The organism is Edwardsiella ictaluri ATCC 33202 (genome assembly GCF_000264785.1).
Lineage (GTDB): Bacteria > Pseudomonadota > Gammaproteobacteria > Enterobacterales > Enterobacteriaceae > Edwardsiella > Edwardsiella ictaluri.
In genome coordinates this window covers 114428-129764 of the sequence record NZ_AFJI01000113.1, presented here as the reverse complement: position 1 = coordinate 129764, position 15337 = coordinate 114428, and the positions used below count along the sequence as shown (strand labels likewise).

10 protein-coding genes, 7 pseudogenes and 1 other annotated feature are annotated in these 15337 nt (G+C 54.3%); of the genes and pseudogenes, 10 read left to right on the top strand and 7 right to left on the bottom strand.

Annotated elements, in window-relative coordinates; genetic code table 11:
• Window positions 1–122: 122 nt before the first annotated feature.
• The 7 genes and pseudogenes from EIEH_RS18670 to EIEH_RS18265 all read left to right on the top strand — a co-directional run.
• Window positions 123–914 (top strand): annotated as a pseudogene (locus EIEH_RS18670) (IS5 family transposase).
• 5 nt (window positions 915–919) lie between these two features.
• A pseudogene (locus EIEH_RS16620) lies at window positions 920–1393 on the top strand (IS630 family transposase); the annotation flags it as partial.
• Window positions 1394–1425: 32 nt separating this feature from the next.
• Window positions 1426–1518 (top strand): annotated as a pseudogene (locus tag EIEH_RS19905) (hypothetical protein); the annotation flags it as partial.
• Window positions 1519–1786: 268 nt separating this feature from the next.
• Entirely contained in the window at window positions 1787–3388 is a 1602-nt protein-coding gene (gene aceB, locus EIEH_RS16615; RefSeq protein WP_015870508.1) for a malate synthase A, read from the top strand.
• A gap of 35 nt (window positions 3389–3423) precedes the next feature.
• Window positions 3424–4752: an isocitrate lyase gene (aceA, locus tag EIEH_RS16610; protein ID WP_015870507.1), complete on the top strand. Its 1329-nt coding sequence runs from the start codon at window positions 3424–3426 to the stop codon at window positions 4750–4752.
• Complete coding sequence (gene aceK / locus EIEH_RS16605; RefSeq protein WP_035610385.1) at window positions 4752–6548, top strand: bifunctional isocitrate dehydrogenase kinase/phosphatase; 1797 nt, start codon at window positions 4752–4754, stop codon at window positions 6546–6548. The genes aceA and aceK overlap by 1 nt, the downstream gene beginning before the upstream one ends.
• Before the next feature lie 165 nt (window positions 6549–6713).
• Window positions 6714–6983: pseudogene (locus EIEH_RS18265) on the top strand (IS481 family transposase); the annotation flags it as partial.
• 15 nt (window positions 6984–6998) lie between these two features.
• On the opposite strand, the gene iclR reads toward EIEH_RS18265, so the two are convergent.
• Window positions 6999–7823 carry a glyoxylate bypass operon transcriptional repressor IclR gene (gene iclR / locus EIEH_RS16595; RefSeq protein WP_015870506.1) on the bottom strand — a complete coding sequence of 275 codons (825 nt, stop codon included), beginning with the start codon at window positions 7821–7823 and terminating at the stop codon, window positions 6999–7001.
• Between the two features lie 267 nt (window positions 7824–8090).
• Window positions 8091–8817 (bottom strand): annotated as a pseudogene (locus EIEH_RS16590) (IS5 family transposase); the annotation flags it as partial.
• 108 nt (window positions 8818–8925) lie between these two features.
• On the opposite strand from EIEH_RS16590, the gene EIEH_RS18255 reads away from it, so the two are divergent.
• Window positions 8926–9677, top strand: a protein-coding gene (locus EIEH_RS18255; protein WP_107775178.1) for an IS5 family transposase whose coding sequence is annotated in 2 segments (ribosomal slippage) — window positions 8926–9202 and window positions 9202–9677 — 753 coding nt in all. Because the reading frame shifts where the segments join, the coding sequence is not laid out codon by codon here.
• A gap of 5 nt (window positions 9678–9682) precedes the next feature.
• Here the strand turns inward: EIEH_RS18255 and EIEH_RS19205 are convergent.
• Window positions 9683–9985, bottom strand: a pseudogene (locus EIEH_RS19205) (transposase); the annotation flags it as partial.
• A gap of 362 nt (window positions 9986–10347) precedes the next feature.
• Here EIEH_RS19205 and EIEH_RS19900 point away from each other — a divergent pair.
• Window positions 10348–10506, top strand: coding sequence for a DUF5993 family protein (locus EIEH_RS19900; protein ID WP_015870503.1), 159 nt, complete (start codon window positions 10348–10350; stop codon window positions 10504–10506).
• A 13-nt stretch (window positions 10507–10519) separates the two neighbouring features.
• Window positions 10520–11089: a disulfide bond formation protein B gene (locus tag EIEH_RS16580; RefSeq protein WP_015870502.1), complete on the top strand. Its 570-nt coding sequence runs from the start codon at window positions 10520–10522 to the stop codon at window positions 11087–11089.
• 61 nt (window positions 11090–11150) lie between these two features.
• Here the strand turns inward: EIEH_RS16580 and EIEH_RS19895 are convergent.
• From EIEH_RS19895 to dnaX, 4 genes and pseudogenes are all read right to left on the bottom strand, one after another.
• Window positions 11151–11906, bottom strand: a pseudogene (locus tag EIEH_RS19895) (transposase); the annotation flags it as partial.
• Window positions 11907–12325: 419 nt separating this feature from the next.
• A complete protein-coding gene (recR, locus tag EIEH_RS16570) occupies window positions 12326–12931 on the bottom strand; it encodes a recombination mediator RecR (protein WP_015870500.1) in 606 nt (201 codons plus the stop codon).
• Window positions 12931–13260, bottom strand: coding sequence for a YbaB/EbfC family nucleoid-associated protein (locus EIEH_RS16565; protein ID WP_015870499.1), 330 nt, complete (start codon window positions 13258–13260; stop codon window positions 12931–12933). Before EIEH_RS16565 ends, recR begins: the two co-directional genes overlap by 1 nt.
• A gap of 44 nt (window positions 13261–13304) precedes the next feature.
• The gene (gene dnaX, locus EIEH_RS16560) at window positions 13305–15263 is read right to left on the bottom strand and encodes a DNA polymerase III subunit gamma/tau (protein ID WP_015870498.1); all 1959 of its coding nucleotides are present in this window, start codon (window positions 15261–15263) and stop codon (window positions 13305–13307) included.
• Window positions 13908–13968, bottom strand: a sequence feature (DnaX frameshifting element). (Overlaps the previous gene by 61 nt.)
• Window positions 15264–15337 lie beyond the last annotated feature (74 nt).

Below are 15337 nucleotides of genomic sequence, written 5' to 3'. Positions count from 1 at the left end.
CCGCAACAGACTGTAGCAGCTATTCGCTCCACGCTGAGATGTATGCACGCCCCCGTTCAGTCCAGCCAGTCCACTTCTTTTGTCAGATACCATTGCTGTCGCTCAGATGCTGTATAGCAGGCATGACACGAAAAATCATCAGTAAGCAGCTCTGGAAATCCTTACAGCCACTTCTGCCGCCCCAACAGCCTTCGTCACGGTGTGGCCGCCCGACGATGCCGTTCTCAACGGCATTCTGTTTGTCCTTACGACTGGGATACCGTGGGAGGAGTTGCCCCAGTCGTTGGGTTTTGGCAGCGCAATGACGTGCTGGCGTCGCCTACGCGACTGGCAAGCTCAAGGCATCTGGCTGCGACTTCACGTGGCTCTGCTGACCCAGCTACACCAAGCGGGTCACATCGACTGGAGCAGAGCAAGCCTCGATGGCGCGAGCGTAGCCAGCCCCGGGGGGCCAGGAAACAGGACGTAACCCGACAGACAGAGGCAATCTGGGCAGTAAACGACACATCGTGGTGCAACGTCAGGGCATACCACGCGCCGTGCTTGTCCCAGGAGCCAGTCGTCATGACCCGATAATGTTTGAGCCATTGTGGGATGCCCTCCCGGCGTTAGCAGGCAAGAGAGGACAACCACGATATCGGCCTGACAAGCGACACGCAGACAAGGGGTATGATTTTCGCCGTTGCCGGGATTATCTGAGGCGACGGGGAATCAAGGCCCGTATTGCCCGGCGAGGCATGGATAGCCATGACCGATGGGGTCGTTATCGCTGGGTTGTAGAGCGAACTCATGGGTGGCTAGCGGGTTTTGGCAAGCTGCGTATCCGTTTCGAACGGCGGCTGGATACCCATCTTGCATTGCTGACGCTGGCTTGTGCTGTTATCTGCTTGTGCTTTGTTGAACGGTTTTGTTAGCGGTTCTTAATCCCAAAATCGGTGCGGACTGGCAGCTACGCAGACAACAAAAACGCGTGGTAACACCAGGGCAGAATGAAAAATACTCTCTGGCCGAAGCGCTGCACTGCGGTACGGGCAAAGTCAGCTACATGGGCGGTAATGGCAAAATCTTATCCTTATTTATCAGTATATTAAATTATATTAAAGCGATGTTCTGGCGGGCAGAAACGATAACGCTGATCGTGGATAACGACATCATTCACAAAAGCCGGGAAACGCAGCGCTGGCTGAAGCAAAATCCGAAGTTCAGGGTGATTTACCCGCCAGTTTACTCGCCGTGGGTGAATCATGTTGAGCGGCTATGGCAGGCGCTTCACGACACGATAACGCGTAATCATCAGTGCCGTTCAATGTGGCAACTGTTGAAAAAGGTTCGTCATTTTATGGAAACCGTCAGTCCATTCCCCAGAGGGAAACATGATCTGGCAAAAGTGTAGCGGTATTAGGTGCAGCTATTTAGGGCTAGGGTTACGGCAATCTGCTGTTTACCAGCTGGCTCAACGATTACGTCTACCAGATCACTCCATATGATCTGCGTCACATGAATCCAACGTTGGATTAATCTTCTGCAGCAGACGATCCTTAAACGTTTCAGCATGTTGAATCAGGCACCTTTGGGTGATTTTTTTATTTTAGAAACGCACATTAGCGTGTAATTAAATTTTATTTATATTGTTATCATCAGCTTGCATAATAATTAAATTAAAAATGGAAATTGTTTTTGATTTTGATGTTTAAATGAGTAGTCTTAGTTGTGCTGGGTAAAAAATGCACAACAATCCTTCGTTCGCATTGGGGATGTGTTTGGATCAATGACGAGGAGCTACGCAATGAATCAACAGGCAACGACAACCGATGAACTGGTCTTCACCAGGCCGCATGGCGAACAGGAACAGCAAATTCTGACCGCTGAAGCGGTGGGGTTTCTAACCAGTCTGGTGACAAGATTTACGCCAAAACGGAATAAGCTTCTGGCTGCACGTATCCAGCAGCAGCAGGATATTGATGACGGTAAGTTGCCTGATTTTATTTCGGAAACCAATTCCATTCGTGATGGTGACTGGAAAATTCGCGATATTCCTGATGATTTACTGGATCGTCGTGTAGAGATCACCGGGCCCGTTGAGCGCAAAATGCTCATCAATGCGCTGAACGCGAACGTCAAAGTCTTTATGGCTGATTTTGAAGATTCACTGGCCCCCGAATGGAGCAAAGTTATCGACGGGCAGATCAATCTGCGCGATGCGGTCAATGGCACCATTAGCTACACCAGCGAAGCCGGTAAAATTTATCAACTGAAACCCAATCCGGCCCTGTTGATGTGTCGCGTTCGCGGTCTGCACCTGCCGGAAAAACACGTCACCTGGCGCGGAGAATCCATCCCGGGCAGCCTGTTCGACTTTGCTCTCTATTTCTTCCACAACTACAAAACGTTGTTGGCAAAAGGCAGCGGCCCCTATTTCTATCTGCCAAAAACGCAGGCCTGGCAAGAAGCGGCATGGTGGAGCGAAGTGTTCAGCTATGCAGAGGATCGCTTTAATCTGCCGCGCGGTACCATCAAAGCGACCCTGCTGATTGAAACGCTGCCAGCCGTTTTCCAGATGGATGAGATCCTGCATGCGCTGCGTGACCACATTGTGGGCCTGAACTGCGGTCGCTGGGACTACATTTTCAGCTATATCAAAACCCTGAAGAACCACCCGGATCGCGTGCTGCCGGACCGTCAGGTAGTGACGATGGATAAGCCATTTCTCAGCGCCTATTCGCGTCTGCTGATTAAAACTTGTCATAAACGCGGTGCGTTCGCGATGGGCGGCATGGCAGCGTTCATTCCCAGTAAAGATGCGGAACGTAACCACCAGGTTCTGACTAAGGTAAAAGCGGACAAAGCGCTGGAAGCAAATAACGGTCATGACGGCACATGGATTGCCCATCCGGGACTGGCAGACACGGCAATGGCTGTGTTCAACGACGTACTCGGTGAAAATAAAAATCAGCTGTTCGTGACCCGTGAAGAAGATGCGCCGATAACCGCAGAACAACTGCTGGCACCCTGCAAAGGTGAGCGCACGGAAGAAGGTATGCGCGCCAACATCCGTGTCGCTGTGCAGTACATCGAAGCGTGGATCTCCGGTAACGGCTGCGTACCGATTTACGGCCTGATGGAAGATGCGGCCACTGCTGAAATCTCCCGTACCTCCATCTGGCAGTGGATCCACCACCAGAAAACGCTCAGTAACGGCAAGCTGGTTACCAAGTCGTTGTTCCGCCAGATGCTGGCCGAAGAGATGCTGGTGATCCAGAACGAGCTGAGCGAACACCGCTACAGCAGAGGACGTTTTGACGATGCCGCGCACCTGATGGAGCAAATCACCACTTCCGATGAGTTAATTGATTTCCTGACGTTACCGGGCTACCGCCTTTTGGCCTAATTTACCCACCATTTATTCTAATGGAGCCTCTGCACATGAAAATCCGTACTCAACAAATCGAGGAATTACAGAAAGAATGGACTCAACCGCGCTGGAATGGCATCACCCGCTCATATAGCGCGGAGGATGTGGTGAAATTACGTGGCTCGGTCAACCCGGAATGCACACTGGCGCAGCTTGGCGCGGCAAAAATGTGGCGTCTGCTGCACGGAGAATCAAAGAAAGGTTATATCAACAGCCTCGGCGCGCTGACCGGCGGTCAGGCGCTGCAGCAGGCGAAAGCCGGGATTGAAGCGGTCTACCTTTCGGGCTGGCAGGTGGCAGCAGATGCTAACCTGGCATCCAGCATGTACCCAGACCAATCGCTGTATCCGGCAAACTCTGTCCCGGCGGTGGTGGATCGGATCAACAACACATTCCGTCGTGCCGATCAGATCCAATGGTCAACAGGTATTGAGCCAAACGATCCGCGCTACGTGGATTACTTCCTGCCAATCGTTGCCGATGCGGAAGCGGGTTTTGGCGGAGTACTGAACGCGTTTGAACTGATGAAGTCGATGATTGAGGCTGGTGCAGCGGCCGTTCACTTCGAAGATCAGCTCGCATCGGTGAAAAAATGTGGTCACATGGGCGGCAAAGTCCTGGTGCCGACTCAGGAAGCCATCCAGAAACTGGTGGCAGCTCGTCTGGCTGCAGACGTCATGGGTGTACCGACGCTGGTGATTGCGCGTACCGATGCTGACGCAGCCGATTTGATTACTTCTGATTGCGACCCATACGACAGCGAGTTCATCACCGGCGAACGTACCAGCGAAGGATTCTACCGCACGCATGCGGGCATTGAGCAAGCGATCAGCCGTGGTCTGGCCTACGCACCGTATGCGGATTTGGTGTGGTGTGAAACCTCCACGCCGGACCTCGAACTGGCGCAGCGCTTTGCCGATGCTATACATGCGAAATTCCCGGGTAAACTGTTGGCCTACAACTGTTCACCGTCGTTTAACTGGCAGAAAAACCTGGATGACAAAACCATTGCCAGCTTCCAGCAGCGACTGTCAGATATGGGCTACAAATACCAGTTCATCACCCTGGCGGGCATCCACAGCATGTGGTTCAACATGTTCGACCTCGCTCATTCTTATGCGCAGGGTGAAGGTATGCGCTACTACGTTGAGAAAGTTCAGCAGCCAGAATTTGCGGCGGCTAAAGACGGTTACACTTTCGTATCCCATCAGCAGGAAGTTGGTACAGGCTATTTCGACAAAGTAACCACTATCATTCAGGGAGGCTCCTCCTCGGTGACAGCATTAACTGGTTCCACTGAAGAATCGCAGTTTGGATCAATATCCGATGGGAGAAATTGATGACGTATGGCCAGGAATTACTGATTGCTCAGACGATTTTGCAAGGTTTCGACGCCCAGTACGGCCGTTTTCTGGAAGTGACCTCCGGCGCGCAGCAGCGTTTTGAGCACGCCGACTGGCATGCGGTTCAGCAGGCAATGAAAAGCCGTATCCACCTTTACGATCATCACGTGGCTCTGGTGGTGGAGCAGCTGCGCTGCATGACTGATGGCAAAAGCACCGACGCGAATTTTTTACTTCGTGTAAAAGAACATTACACCAGGTTATTGCCGGATTACCCGCGTTTCGAGATTGCGGAGAGCTTTTTTAACTCCGTTTACTGTCGGTTATTTGACCACCGCTCACTGACTCCCGAGCGGCTATTTATTTTCAGCTCTCAGCCAGAGCGCCGTTTCCGCACGATTCCCCGCCCGCTGGCGAAAGACTTTTTTCCCGATACCGGCTGGGAGTGGCTGCTTACGCGAGTCCTCAGCGATCTGCCCCTGCGTCTGCCGTGGCAGAACAAACATCGTGATGTCCACTACATCATTGAACACCTGACGGAAACCCTGGGGGCAGATGTGTTGCAGAGCTGCCATTTACAGGTAGCGAACGAGCTGTTTTATCGCAACAAGGCCGCCTGGCTGGTCGCCAAGCTGTTCACCCCTTCGGGGACGCTGCCGTTTTTACTGCCAATTCACCGAGCTGACGAAGGCGAGTTGTTTGTCGATACCTGCCTGACCACGACGGCGGAGGCGAGCATTGTGTTTGGTTTTGCCCGCTCCTACTTTATGGTTTACGCCCCGCTGCCAGCAGCGTTAGTGGAGTGGCTGCGCGAGATCCTGCCCGGTAAAACCACCGCTGAGCTGTATATGGCGATCGGCTGTCAGAAACACGCGAAGACCGAAAGCTACCGCGAGTACCTGCGCTATCTTGCCAATTGCGATGAGCAATTTATCGAAGCGCCGGGGATCCGCGGCATGGTGATGCTGGTATTTACCCTGCCGGGCTTTGATCGGGTGTTTAAAATCATCAAAGACAAATTTGCCCCGCCAAAAGAGATGACTGCCGCTCAGGTCCGCGCCTGCTATCAACTGGTCAAAGAGCACGATCGCGTCGGGCGTATGGCTGACACTCAGGAGTTCGAGAACTTTGTGCTGAATAAACGGCAAATCGCTCCGGCGCTGATGGCACTGTTGTTACAGGAATCCCCGGAAAAAATCACCGATCTTGGCGATCAGATTGTCATTCGCCATCTGTATATCGAACGACGCATGGTGCCGCTGAATATCTGGCTGGAACAGGTCGAAGGTCAGCAACTGCGTGATGCCATTGAAGAGTATGGCAACGCTATTCGCCAACTGGCTGCTGCCAATATTTTCCCCGGCGATATGCTGTTTAAAAACTTCGGTGTCACCCGTCATGGGCGCGTGGTGTTCTATGACTACGATGAAATTTGCTACATGACGGAAGTGAATTTTCGCCATATCCCCTTGCCACGTTACCCGGAGGATGAGATGAGCTCTGAGCCGTGGTATAGCGTATCGCCGGGGGATGTATTCCCGGAAGAGTTTCGTCACTGGTTATGCGCCGACCCGCGTATCGGGCCGCTATTTGAAGAGATGCATGCAGACCTGTTCAGCGCTGACTACTGGCGAGGTCTGCAAACACGGATCCGTGAAGGTCACGTGGAAGATGTTTACGCCTATCTCCATCGGCAACGGTTTAGCGTGCGTTATGCTACTTTTGCTTTTGCTAGCCGTTTTCCAACAACAGAGGCCAAGGATGGTGATAGCTCACCAACGATTGTACTGTGACCGGAGGCTTGAGCTAAATTCATCCGCCAATTTCGTTGGCGATGTTGACCTCCTCTACCGATTATGTCCATGTTTAGACATTTTAAGCTATTTGGGTCAGGAGGAGGGGATATGCAGGTCATATCCGCACAACAAGCGAAGAACCTGTTTGGTAATTTACCAGTCGTATTCCCGGCTCACGGTCAACACAGGACCAGCAACGACCTGTGCAAACAGGGCGTTTTTATCTCCGGTAGTGGTGCCCGTTCCATCGGGTTGCACCACAACCTTGAGAACGTCAAAAAGCGCCTGAAGGCACTGGAAGAAAAAGTGGCCCGCGACGGTATTGAACTGACTGACAGCCAGATCGCAGTGCTGGAACGTAAAGCCAGTGATGACGAGGCCTGTGGTGAAATTGAAACTGTTCATCCGGGTTATCTGGGTGCGCAGGATACACACGCAGAAAGCGACTTAACGAAATCCGCCATACGCCAGTGTCACTTCTTTCGCCGCTTTGATCGCCATGGCACCAAATTCGGTCACCCGATCGTCGGTAATGCGCGAAATGGGTCCTGATATGGAAATAGCGGCAAACGGCTCGCTGTGCTCGTCATAAATGCACGCTGCCACACAGCGCAGCCCCAGCGCATGTTCCTCGTCATCAAAGGAGTAGCCGCGTTTACGCGTCTGGGCTAAATCCTCTTTTAAATGTACCGGCGACACCAGCGTGGCGTGGGTGTATGCGTGCAGCCCTTTGCGGTGCAGCAGGTCAGTCACCTGTTCTTCACTTAACTGAGATAAAAACGCCTTACCTGCACCGGAGGCGTGCATCGGTAGCTTACCGCCGATGGGGGCGGACATGCGCATCAGTTGGGTACACTGCACCTGGTCGATAATAATGGCCTGATGGTCGCTTTGATCCAGCATGGCCAAGTTTACTGTTTCACCGGAGTCTTCCATCAGCTTGCGCAGAATTGGGTGGACAATCGCCAGCAGATTACGGCTTTGCAAAAAGCCGCTGCCTACGATAAACGCATGCGCACCTATAGCCCAGTGGCCTAATTCGCCCACCTGGCGGATAAACCCCTGCTGTTGCATGGTGGTCAACAAACGGTGAGTAGTGGAATTAGGTAGACCAGCCTGCTGTGCCAACTCTGTTAGTGCCACGCTACCGTTAGATTCCGCAATCCACTCCAGCAGCTTCAGGCCGCGGGCTAATGACTGAACCTGCCCGGTTGCGGGTGCAGCGATAGCGGCGGGTTTTCTACCGCGTTTTGCGGGAACAGGGGCAACCATGGAGGATTCCTTTTCTGTATTGTGGAAATTATTTTCGTTTTATTCAATTATAATGCAAGAATTCCTGTACTGATCGGATGAGTGAAGCGGAACATGTCTCATCTGGGCGGTTGCTTTCTTTTCCGTCTCTGTCATCGTCTCATTTAAACCGCCTTCCCGGGCACTTTCGGTTCCGGGGAAATAGTCTCCATCATTTTAATGGACTGAAATAGGCTTGGTTGAATAAATCAGCGTTAGCCGACAGGATGGCTCCCGCTGGCGCACCGGTTATGCGATCCGCTCGCAGTGCGGCATACCCGGCAGCGTCATCCGGTTCAGCGCGTTGACCATTGTCAACGCTTCACCCCCCTGTGCATCATCATCCCGCAGGGTCAGATAGCCGCCCGGCCATGTTTTGCAATGCGGAACATTGCCGTTTCGGCTATCGAACGCCGGTGATAGCCCACTTTCTTTTGCCAGACACCATTGCTGCCCCTCAGAGGCTGATTTGCCATGGCATGGCTACGCTCAGGGTATCTGTCAGGCCAATATTGCGCTCCGTGTCGTGGCGGTATAAGTGGCCTGATTTTTTCCCCGGCAACCCATCATGGCAGTAACGGGTATCGTAAGCTCCGTCTGCTGAGGCTTCCCTGATTTTCCGGTGGGTCTGGCTTATGAGTCCCGGCAGTGCCTGAGTATCTGTCGTCCCGCTGAGTGATAAACCGGCACAGATAATTTCATGCGTCTCACTGTCTGCGGCCAGATGAAGCCTGCGCCACACTCTGTGCCTGTCAGCTCCGTGCTGCCGGACTTTCCATTCACCTTCGCCGGAGACTTTCAGACCGCTACTGTCAATGACGTGGTGCGAGATCACGCCACGGGCTGGCGTCTTTATGCTGATGTTCACGCGTTTTGCCCATCTGCTGACGGGAGAGTCATCCGGGCAATACAACGACAGCCCCATCAGCTTAAACATCGGGTCAACGAAGCCCTGTAATGCGCGTAGCGACAGGTTAAGAGCCGCTAACAAAACCGAGTTGATTCGAATAACATCAATCCCCATGTAGTAGGCATGACACGAAAAATCATCAGTAAGCAGCTCTGGAAATCCTGACAGCCACTTCTGCCGCCCCAACAGCCTTCGTCACGGTGTGGCCGCCCACGCCTTGATGACGATGCCGTTCTCAACGGTATTCTGTTTGTCCTTACGACTGGGATACCGTGGGAGGGCTTGCCCCAGTCGCTGGGTTTTGGCAGCGCAATGACGTGCTGGCGTCGCCTACGCGATTGGCAAGTTCAAGGCATCTGGCTGCGACTTCACGTGGCTCTGCTGACCCGGCTACACCAAGCGGCTCACATCGACTGGAGCAGAGCAAGCCTCGATGGCGCGAGCGTAGCCAGCCCCCGGAGGGTCAGGAAACAGGACGTAACCCGACAAACAGAGGCAAGCTGGGCAGTAAACGACACATCGTGGTGCAACGTCAGGGCATACCACGCGCCGTGCTTGTCTCTGGAGCCAATCGCCATGACCCGATAATGTTTGAGCCATTGTTGGATGCCCTCCCGGCGTTAGCAGGCAAGAGAGGACGACCACGATATCGGCCTGACAAGCGACACGCAGACAAGGGGTATGATTTTCGCCGTTGCCGGGATTATCTGAGGCGACGGGGAATCAAGGCCCGTATTGCCCGGCGAGGCATGGATAGCCATGACCGATTGGGTCGTTATCGCTGGGTTGTAGAGCGAACTCATGGGTGGCTAGCGGGTTTTGGCAAGCTGCGTATCCGTTTCGAACGGCGGCTGGATACCCATCTTGCATTGCTGACGCTGGCTTGTGCTGTTATCTGCTTGTGCTTTGTTGAACGGTTTTGTTAGCGGTTCTTAGTGCGTTTCCTGATACCGCTGTAGCCCGGGCAACACAGCAGCAGAGCTATCCGCGTAAAAGTTGAGTCAACCAAGTCCGTCAAAGCCCGGAGCGAAAGATGGAACACGCGCTGCATCATCAGGATGCGTGGTGATAGCCATATCGGTGTAACGACGCGGTCGACCACGATCTTCAGGCTGCGCACTGTCAGTCCATGCAGCCATGGCAGATTCATCAAGCCAGACTGTCAGCGAACCATGCGGCCTGAGTGCTTTGTTGTGGTCGTCCAGTTGGTGATTTTGAACTTTTGCTCTGCCATGGGCACGATGTAAAAACGACGGCAGCGCTCAGATCCACCCATTACCTAAAAGTTCGATTTATTCAATAAAACCTATATGAGCCACTAACTAATTGGATGTACCACCATCGGATTGAACATATTAAAATCAGGCAATTACACAAATTTATGTACGGGCTCAGTAATGACTGAATATAACAAAACAGACTTTCTTAAGATATTAGCGCTCAATCTTTTGCATATCTCTATTGGTTAAACTATGCTTTTGGTATACCTATGCAAAAATTTCTGACACTCAAGCTAACCACTAACATTGAATCCCATGAGTTAAATGCAACATCCCTCCCAATATTTTCACCATTTATCAATTATGGAGATTTATCATGTATATGTTTCTTCCCTTTCTTATCGCTTTTGGTACGGTACTCAGTACGATAGCCGGCAAAAAAAAATTAACTTATATCCTGTGGCTTATCCTTGTTGTTATCACCCTATTTTGGTTCAAGCACCACGCCATAAACACTCTAACTCTTTCTTTTTAAAGGTAATTAATTTATGACAACTCCAACGGATATTCCTAAAAATAATGTTTTGATAATGGGGGGGAATACTCTCGGTCTGTTTGGCATTAGCGCAGCGCTATTGGTAGCTTTTTATTATCAACTGGCACTGCTTGATTTACCCTGCCCGCTCTGTTTATTGCAGCGCATCGGATTGATATTGATTGGATTTGGTTTCTTATTTAATGTGCGTTTCGGCATTAAAGGGGCGCATTACGGTATAGCGTTGATTGGCTGTGTAATAACCGGCTCAATTGCAGCACGTCAGATGTTTTTGCATATTCTACCGGGTGACTCCGGTTATGGTTCAACCTTCCTTGAGCTGCATTTCTATACTTGGGCTCTACTGGCATCTATTATCGTCATTGTGGCGATCGCTGTTATGATGATGCTGGGCGAGGTTCGACCGACAACCGGAGAAACTATATCCGTTCCGCTGTGGGGGAAAATCGCCATTGCGCTGTTTGCCCTAGTGATAGTTGCCAATCTGATCTCAACCGTGCTCGAATGCGGTGGCGGACAATGTGCTGATAACCCGACATTTTACCAATTAATTGGGCAATAATTTGTACTGAATTGGATCTTCTGATGAGTCAGAGAGTTATTGTCAAATCGGGTGTACGAGGTCAGACAGTGCTCCTGTCTGACACGTCGTCTATCTGTGTATTCCGTCCTGCAATTTCGCGTTGTCCACTACCAACATCAGCAGCGCATATCCCTTGAGCCGCTGTCAGCCTTTGTGCGCAGACTTCAGCAGTTTATATAAGGGTGGGTTCCCGCGCCCCACAGTTTCTGGTTCGTCTGATGCGTAACCTGGCTGTCGAAAACGTAGACTCCATAGAGTTGATTGCCCGGATACGGCCCCAGTGCTCTGCCGGAAAATCATGGAACGCCAGCAGTTCATCCCGATCTTTGACCAGCTTCTCCATGACCCCGGGATACTTCGCTTGAAAGCGGGTCAGCGGGCGGTCAAATGCCTTGTAGGCATTATCCCTGATCTCGTCCACCCAGATATCATGCAACGCTTCTTTCACCTTGGGTACATCGACTTGGCCATTCCCGGTATTCGTCACACCAACTTTCCTTAAACCTGCAGGGGGTGTTGGCCGAGAGCCCCTTGGCCTGGTCACCCGGCAGCCCACAGGGTTCGTCCTGATAATCCCCGCTGGAGAAGCCTTCAAGGCAGAGCCATGGCACCAGAGCCTCTGCGCTGCCGAGACGCTTGAGATAGGGAGGCAGCAGGGCGTTGGTGAACTGGATACACTGCAGCTGCGGTCACAGCCCACCTTGGGTACCCTGATGTTTACATCACCAATGCCGGTCTGGATGGTGCGCTCAGGCAGATAGCCGTTGCGCACCACAGCCTGACGACCGTCAGGCAAGTGCAAGTGGCACTGAACATGTATAGTACGATTTTTGAGATTTGGCGCTCATCGGCTACGGTTAATCAGCATATCCACACCACCTTCATCAGCCAGATTGAGTAACCCGGTTTTGTGTTTGATGACGGGATTGTTAGCATGAGCTCTTCCAAATATCTCCCGTACATTTCGGTTACCAATGGCGCTTTGCCGTGTCTTTCAGAGTTGGACTCAAGACGATAGTTACCGGATAAGGCGCAGCAGCCGGAGTGAACAGGGCATGCATACAGCCCCACCTGGCGCAAACTGCCTAAATGGAATCTGTCAGGCATGGTATGGGGGAACGCGGTCATAACAGCGGATAACCCCCGATATACCGCCAGGCAGAAGATCGTGATAGGGATACGCCAGACGGCGTATCCCTTGGCGGCGTCAGCGGATCAGCGCGTCACCGGGTGACGCCCGGCCAAAGAGTGGGACAGAGTGGTACCGTCGACCATCTCCAGCTCGCCCCCCACCGGCACGCCGTGGGCGATTCGGCTGGCCAGCACACCGTGCGCCGCACACATTTCCGCGATGTAATTGGCAGTCGCCTCACCCTCAACCGTTGGGTTAGTGGCGAGGATCACTTCGCTGACCGCCTCTTGGCTCAGCCGCACCTCCAGCCTGTCCAGACCAATATCCTGTGGACCGATACCGTCCAGTGGAGAGAGGTGCCCCATCAGCACGAAATAGCGCCCAGAGTACTGCCCGGTCTGCTCAATGGCATGAATATCCGCCGGGCTCTCCACTACGCAGATCTGTCCATTCTCACGCCGACGCGCGTTAGTACAGATAGTACAGACCTCCTGCTCGGTGAAGGTGCGGCAGTCCCGGCAGTGTCCGATCTCCGACATCGCGCGCGTCAGCGCCTGCGCCAGACGCATTCCTCCGCTGCGATCGCGCTGCAGCAGGTGAAACGCCATACGCTGGGCCGACTTTGGGCCGACGCCGGGCAAGCAGCGCAGCGCCTCCATCAGCGATTCAAGAAGCGGGCTGGTCTGCATCAGAACGGCATCTTGAAGCCCGGCGGCAGCTGCATACCGGAGGAAACAGAGGCCATACGCTCTTTCTGCTCACTTTCGATGCGACGGGCGGCATCATTAAATGCAGCGGCGACCAGATCCTCCAGCATCTCTTTATCGTCTTCCATCAGACTGGGATCGATCTCCACGCGACGGCAGTTATGCGCGCCGTTAATGGTGACCTTCACCAGGCCGGCGCCAGATTCACCGGTCACCTCGACCAGGGCGATCTCTTCCTGCATCTTCTGCATTTTTTCCTGCATCTGCTGGGCCTGTTTCATCAGGTTACCCAGTCCGCCTTTACCAAACATAGCGTTCTCTCTTTTCGTAGGGCCGTGCCGCAGCGGCACAGCGGTTAAACGGGGCGGATGCTCTCTTCATCCAGCTCGGCATCGAACAGACGCCGCAGGGTCTGGATATTGCCATCCGCTGCAATCGATGCGCGGGCCTGCGCCAAACTCTCTTCATAGATAGCCTGGCGCCACTCCAGCGGCGTGCGTCGTTGAGGATCGTCATCCTCGACAATGCTCAGAGCCACCGGATGCCCATAGTGGCCGCTCAGGGCCTGCGCCAGCATTTGCTGCGCAGAGGCGGAGTTTAAATGACGCTGGGCTGAACGTAAATGCAGAAGCACACTTCCCTCCGGTGCGGGCTCACGAAACGCATTCAGCGCCAGCTGCTGCACCAGCTTTGGCAGCCGCAGCTGACTCAGCTCCCGGGCCCACTCATCCCGCGTCAGCGACTCCTGCGCCAGGCGCTCCGCCAGCTCCGGCGTTTTCTCATGCTCCAGTGCGCTGCGCAACGCCCTGGGCGTCGTCTTGGGCGCCTTTTTCTCTACGGGGCGGTTCTGTGCCTTCCAGCGATAAGCCTCTTTACGCGCCGACGCCTGCTCTTGCTCCGCCGACGCGATCTTCTGCTGACCCCGTTCGCTTATGCTGGCCAGACGCTCCAGCGCTGAAGAGGCCGGCTGCGCACGCTGCAGTGCCGCCGGCTCACTCTTTTTTGGCTCACTCCCTCCGGCGGCCTTTTGCCGCAGGCGTGAGCGGGCCTGTAATAGCTGCGCAGTGCTCTCCGGCACGGCGCCCGCCGCCGGTACATTCACTGTCTGAAGCATCACAGTCGGCTCGGGCGCCGGCGACACGACGCCCTGCACCGCCGCGGCGGAGACCGTGAGGATATCGCTGCCCTGCACCGCTGACGGCGCGGAGCTCAGCTCGGCAATCACCGCCTTAGGATGAAAGGCCAGCGCACGCAGCAGGGTCATTTCAGCCCCCATGCGCCGGTCCGGCGCAAAGGCCAGCTCTTTACGGCCGTTGAGGATAATCTGGTAAAACAGCTGCAGGTCCGCCGGCGGCAGCATCCGCGCCAGCTCACGCAGACGCGGTTCTACCGCCGCGAACTGGCTGTCCAGCGCGCTGGGCAGCAGCTGTAGCATCGCAACCCGGTGCAGCAGCGCCAGCATCTCGACCAGCAGGTTCTCCCAGTCCACGCCGCGCCCGGCGGCCTGCTCTACCCGCGCCATCACCAGCGCGCCATCCGCCGCGGTCAGCGCCTCGATCAGCGCCAGGGGCTGCTCATCATCCAGCGTTCCCAGCATCTGGCTGACGGTATCGGCGGTAATCTGCCCCTGCCCCATGGCGATCGCCTGATCCATCAGGCTCAGAGCATCACGCATGCTGCCTTCGGCGGCGCGTGCCAGCAGCTGTAGCGCCCGCGGCTCCGCCGTCAGGGCCTCGGCATGGGCGATTTTCTCCAGCTGCGCCCGGATCTGCTCATGATCCAGCGCACGCAGATGAAACTGCAGACAGCGCGACAGGATGGTGACCGGCAGCTTCTGTGGATCGGTGGTAGCCAGCAGAAACTTGACGTGCGGCGGCGGCTCCTCCAGCGTTTTCAACAGCGCGTTGAAGCTGTGGCGCGACAGCATGTGGACTTCGTCGATCAGGTAGACCTTGAACCGACCGCGCGCCGGGGCATACTGCACGTTATCCAGCAGGTCACGCGTGTCTTCGACCTTGGTGCGCGAGGCAGCATCGATCTCCAGCAGGTCGACAAAACGCCCCTGCTCGATCTCCCGACAGTTGTCGCAGACGCCGCACGGCGTGGCGGTGATCCCGGTTTCACAGTTCAGCCCCTTGGCCAACAGACGGGCGATACTGGTCTTGCCGACCCCGCGGGTACCGGAAAACAGATAGGCATGGTGAATACGGCCCAGAGAGAGCCCGTTTGCCAGTGCCGTCAGGACATGCTCCTGACCCACGACGTCAGCAAAGGTTTGTGGACGCCACTTGCGGGCGAGAACCTGGTAGCTCATTGATGATTCGTCGCTGATAGAATAAGAAAATTCGCCAGCCGTCCCACAGACGGCCAGCGGCGTCAGACTGATGG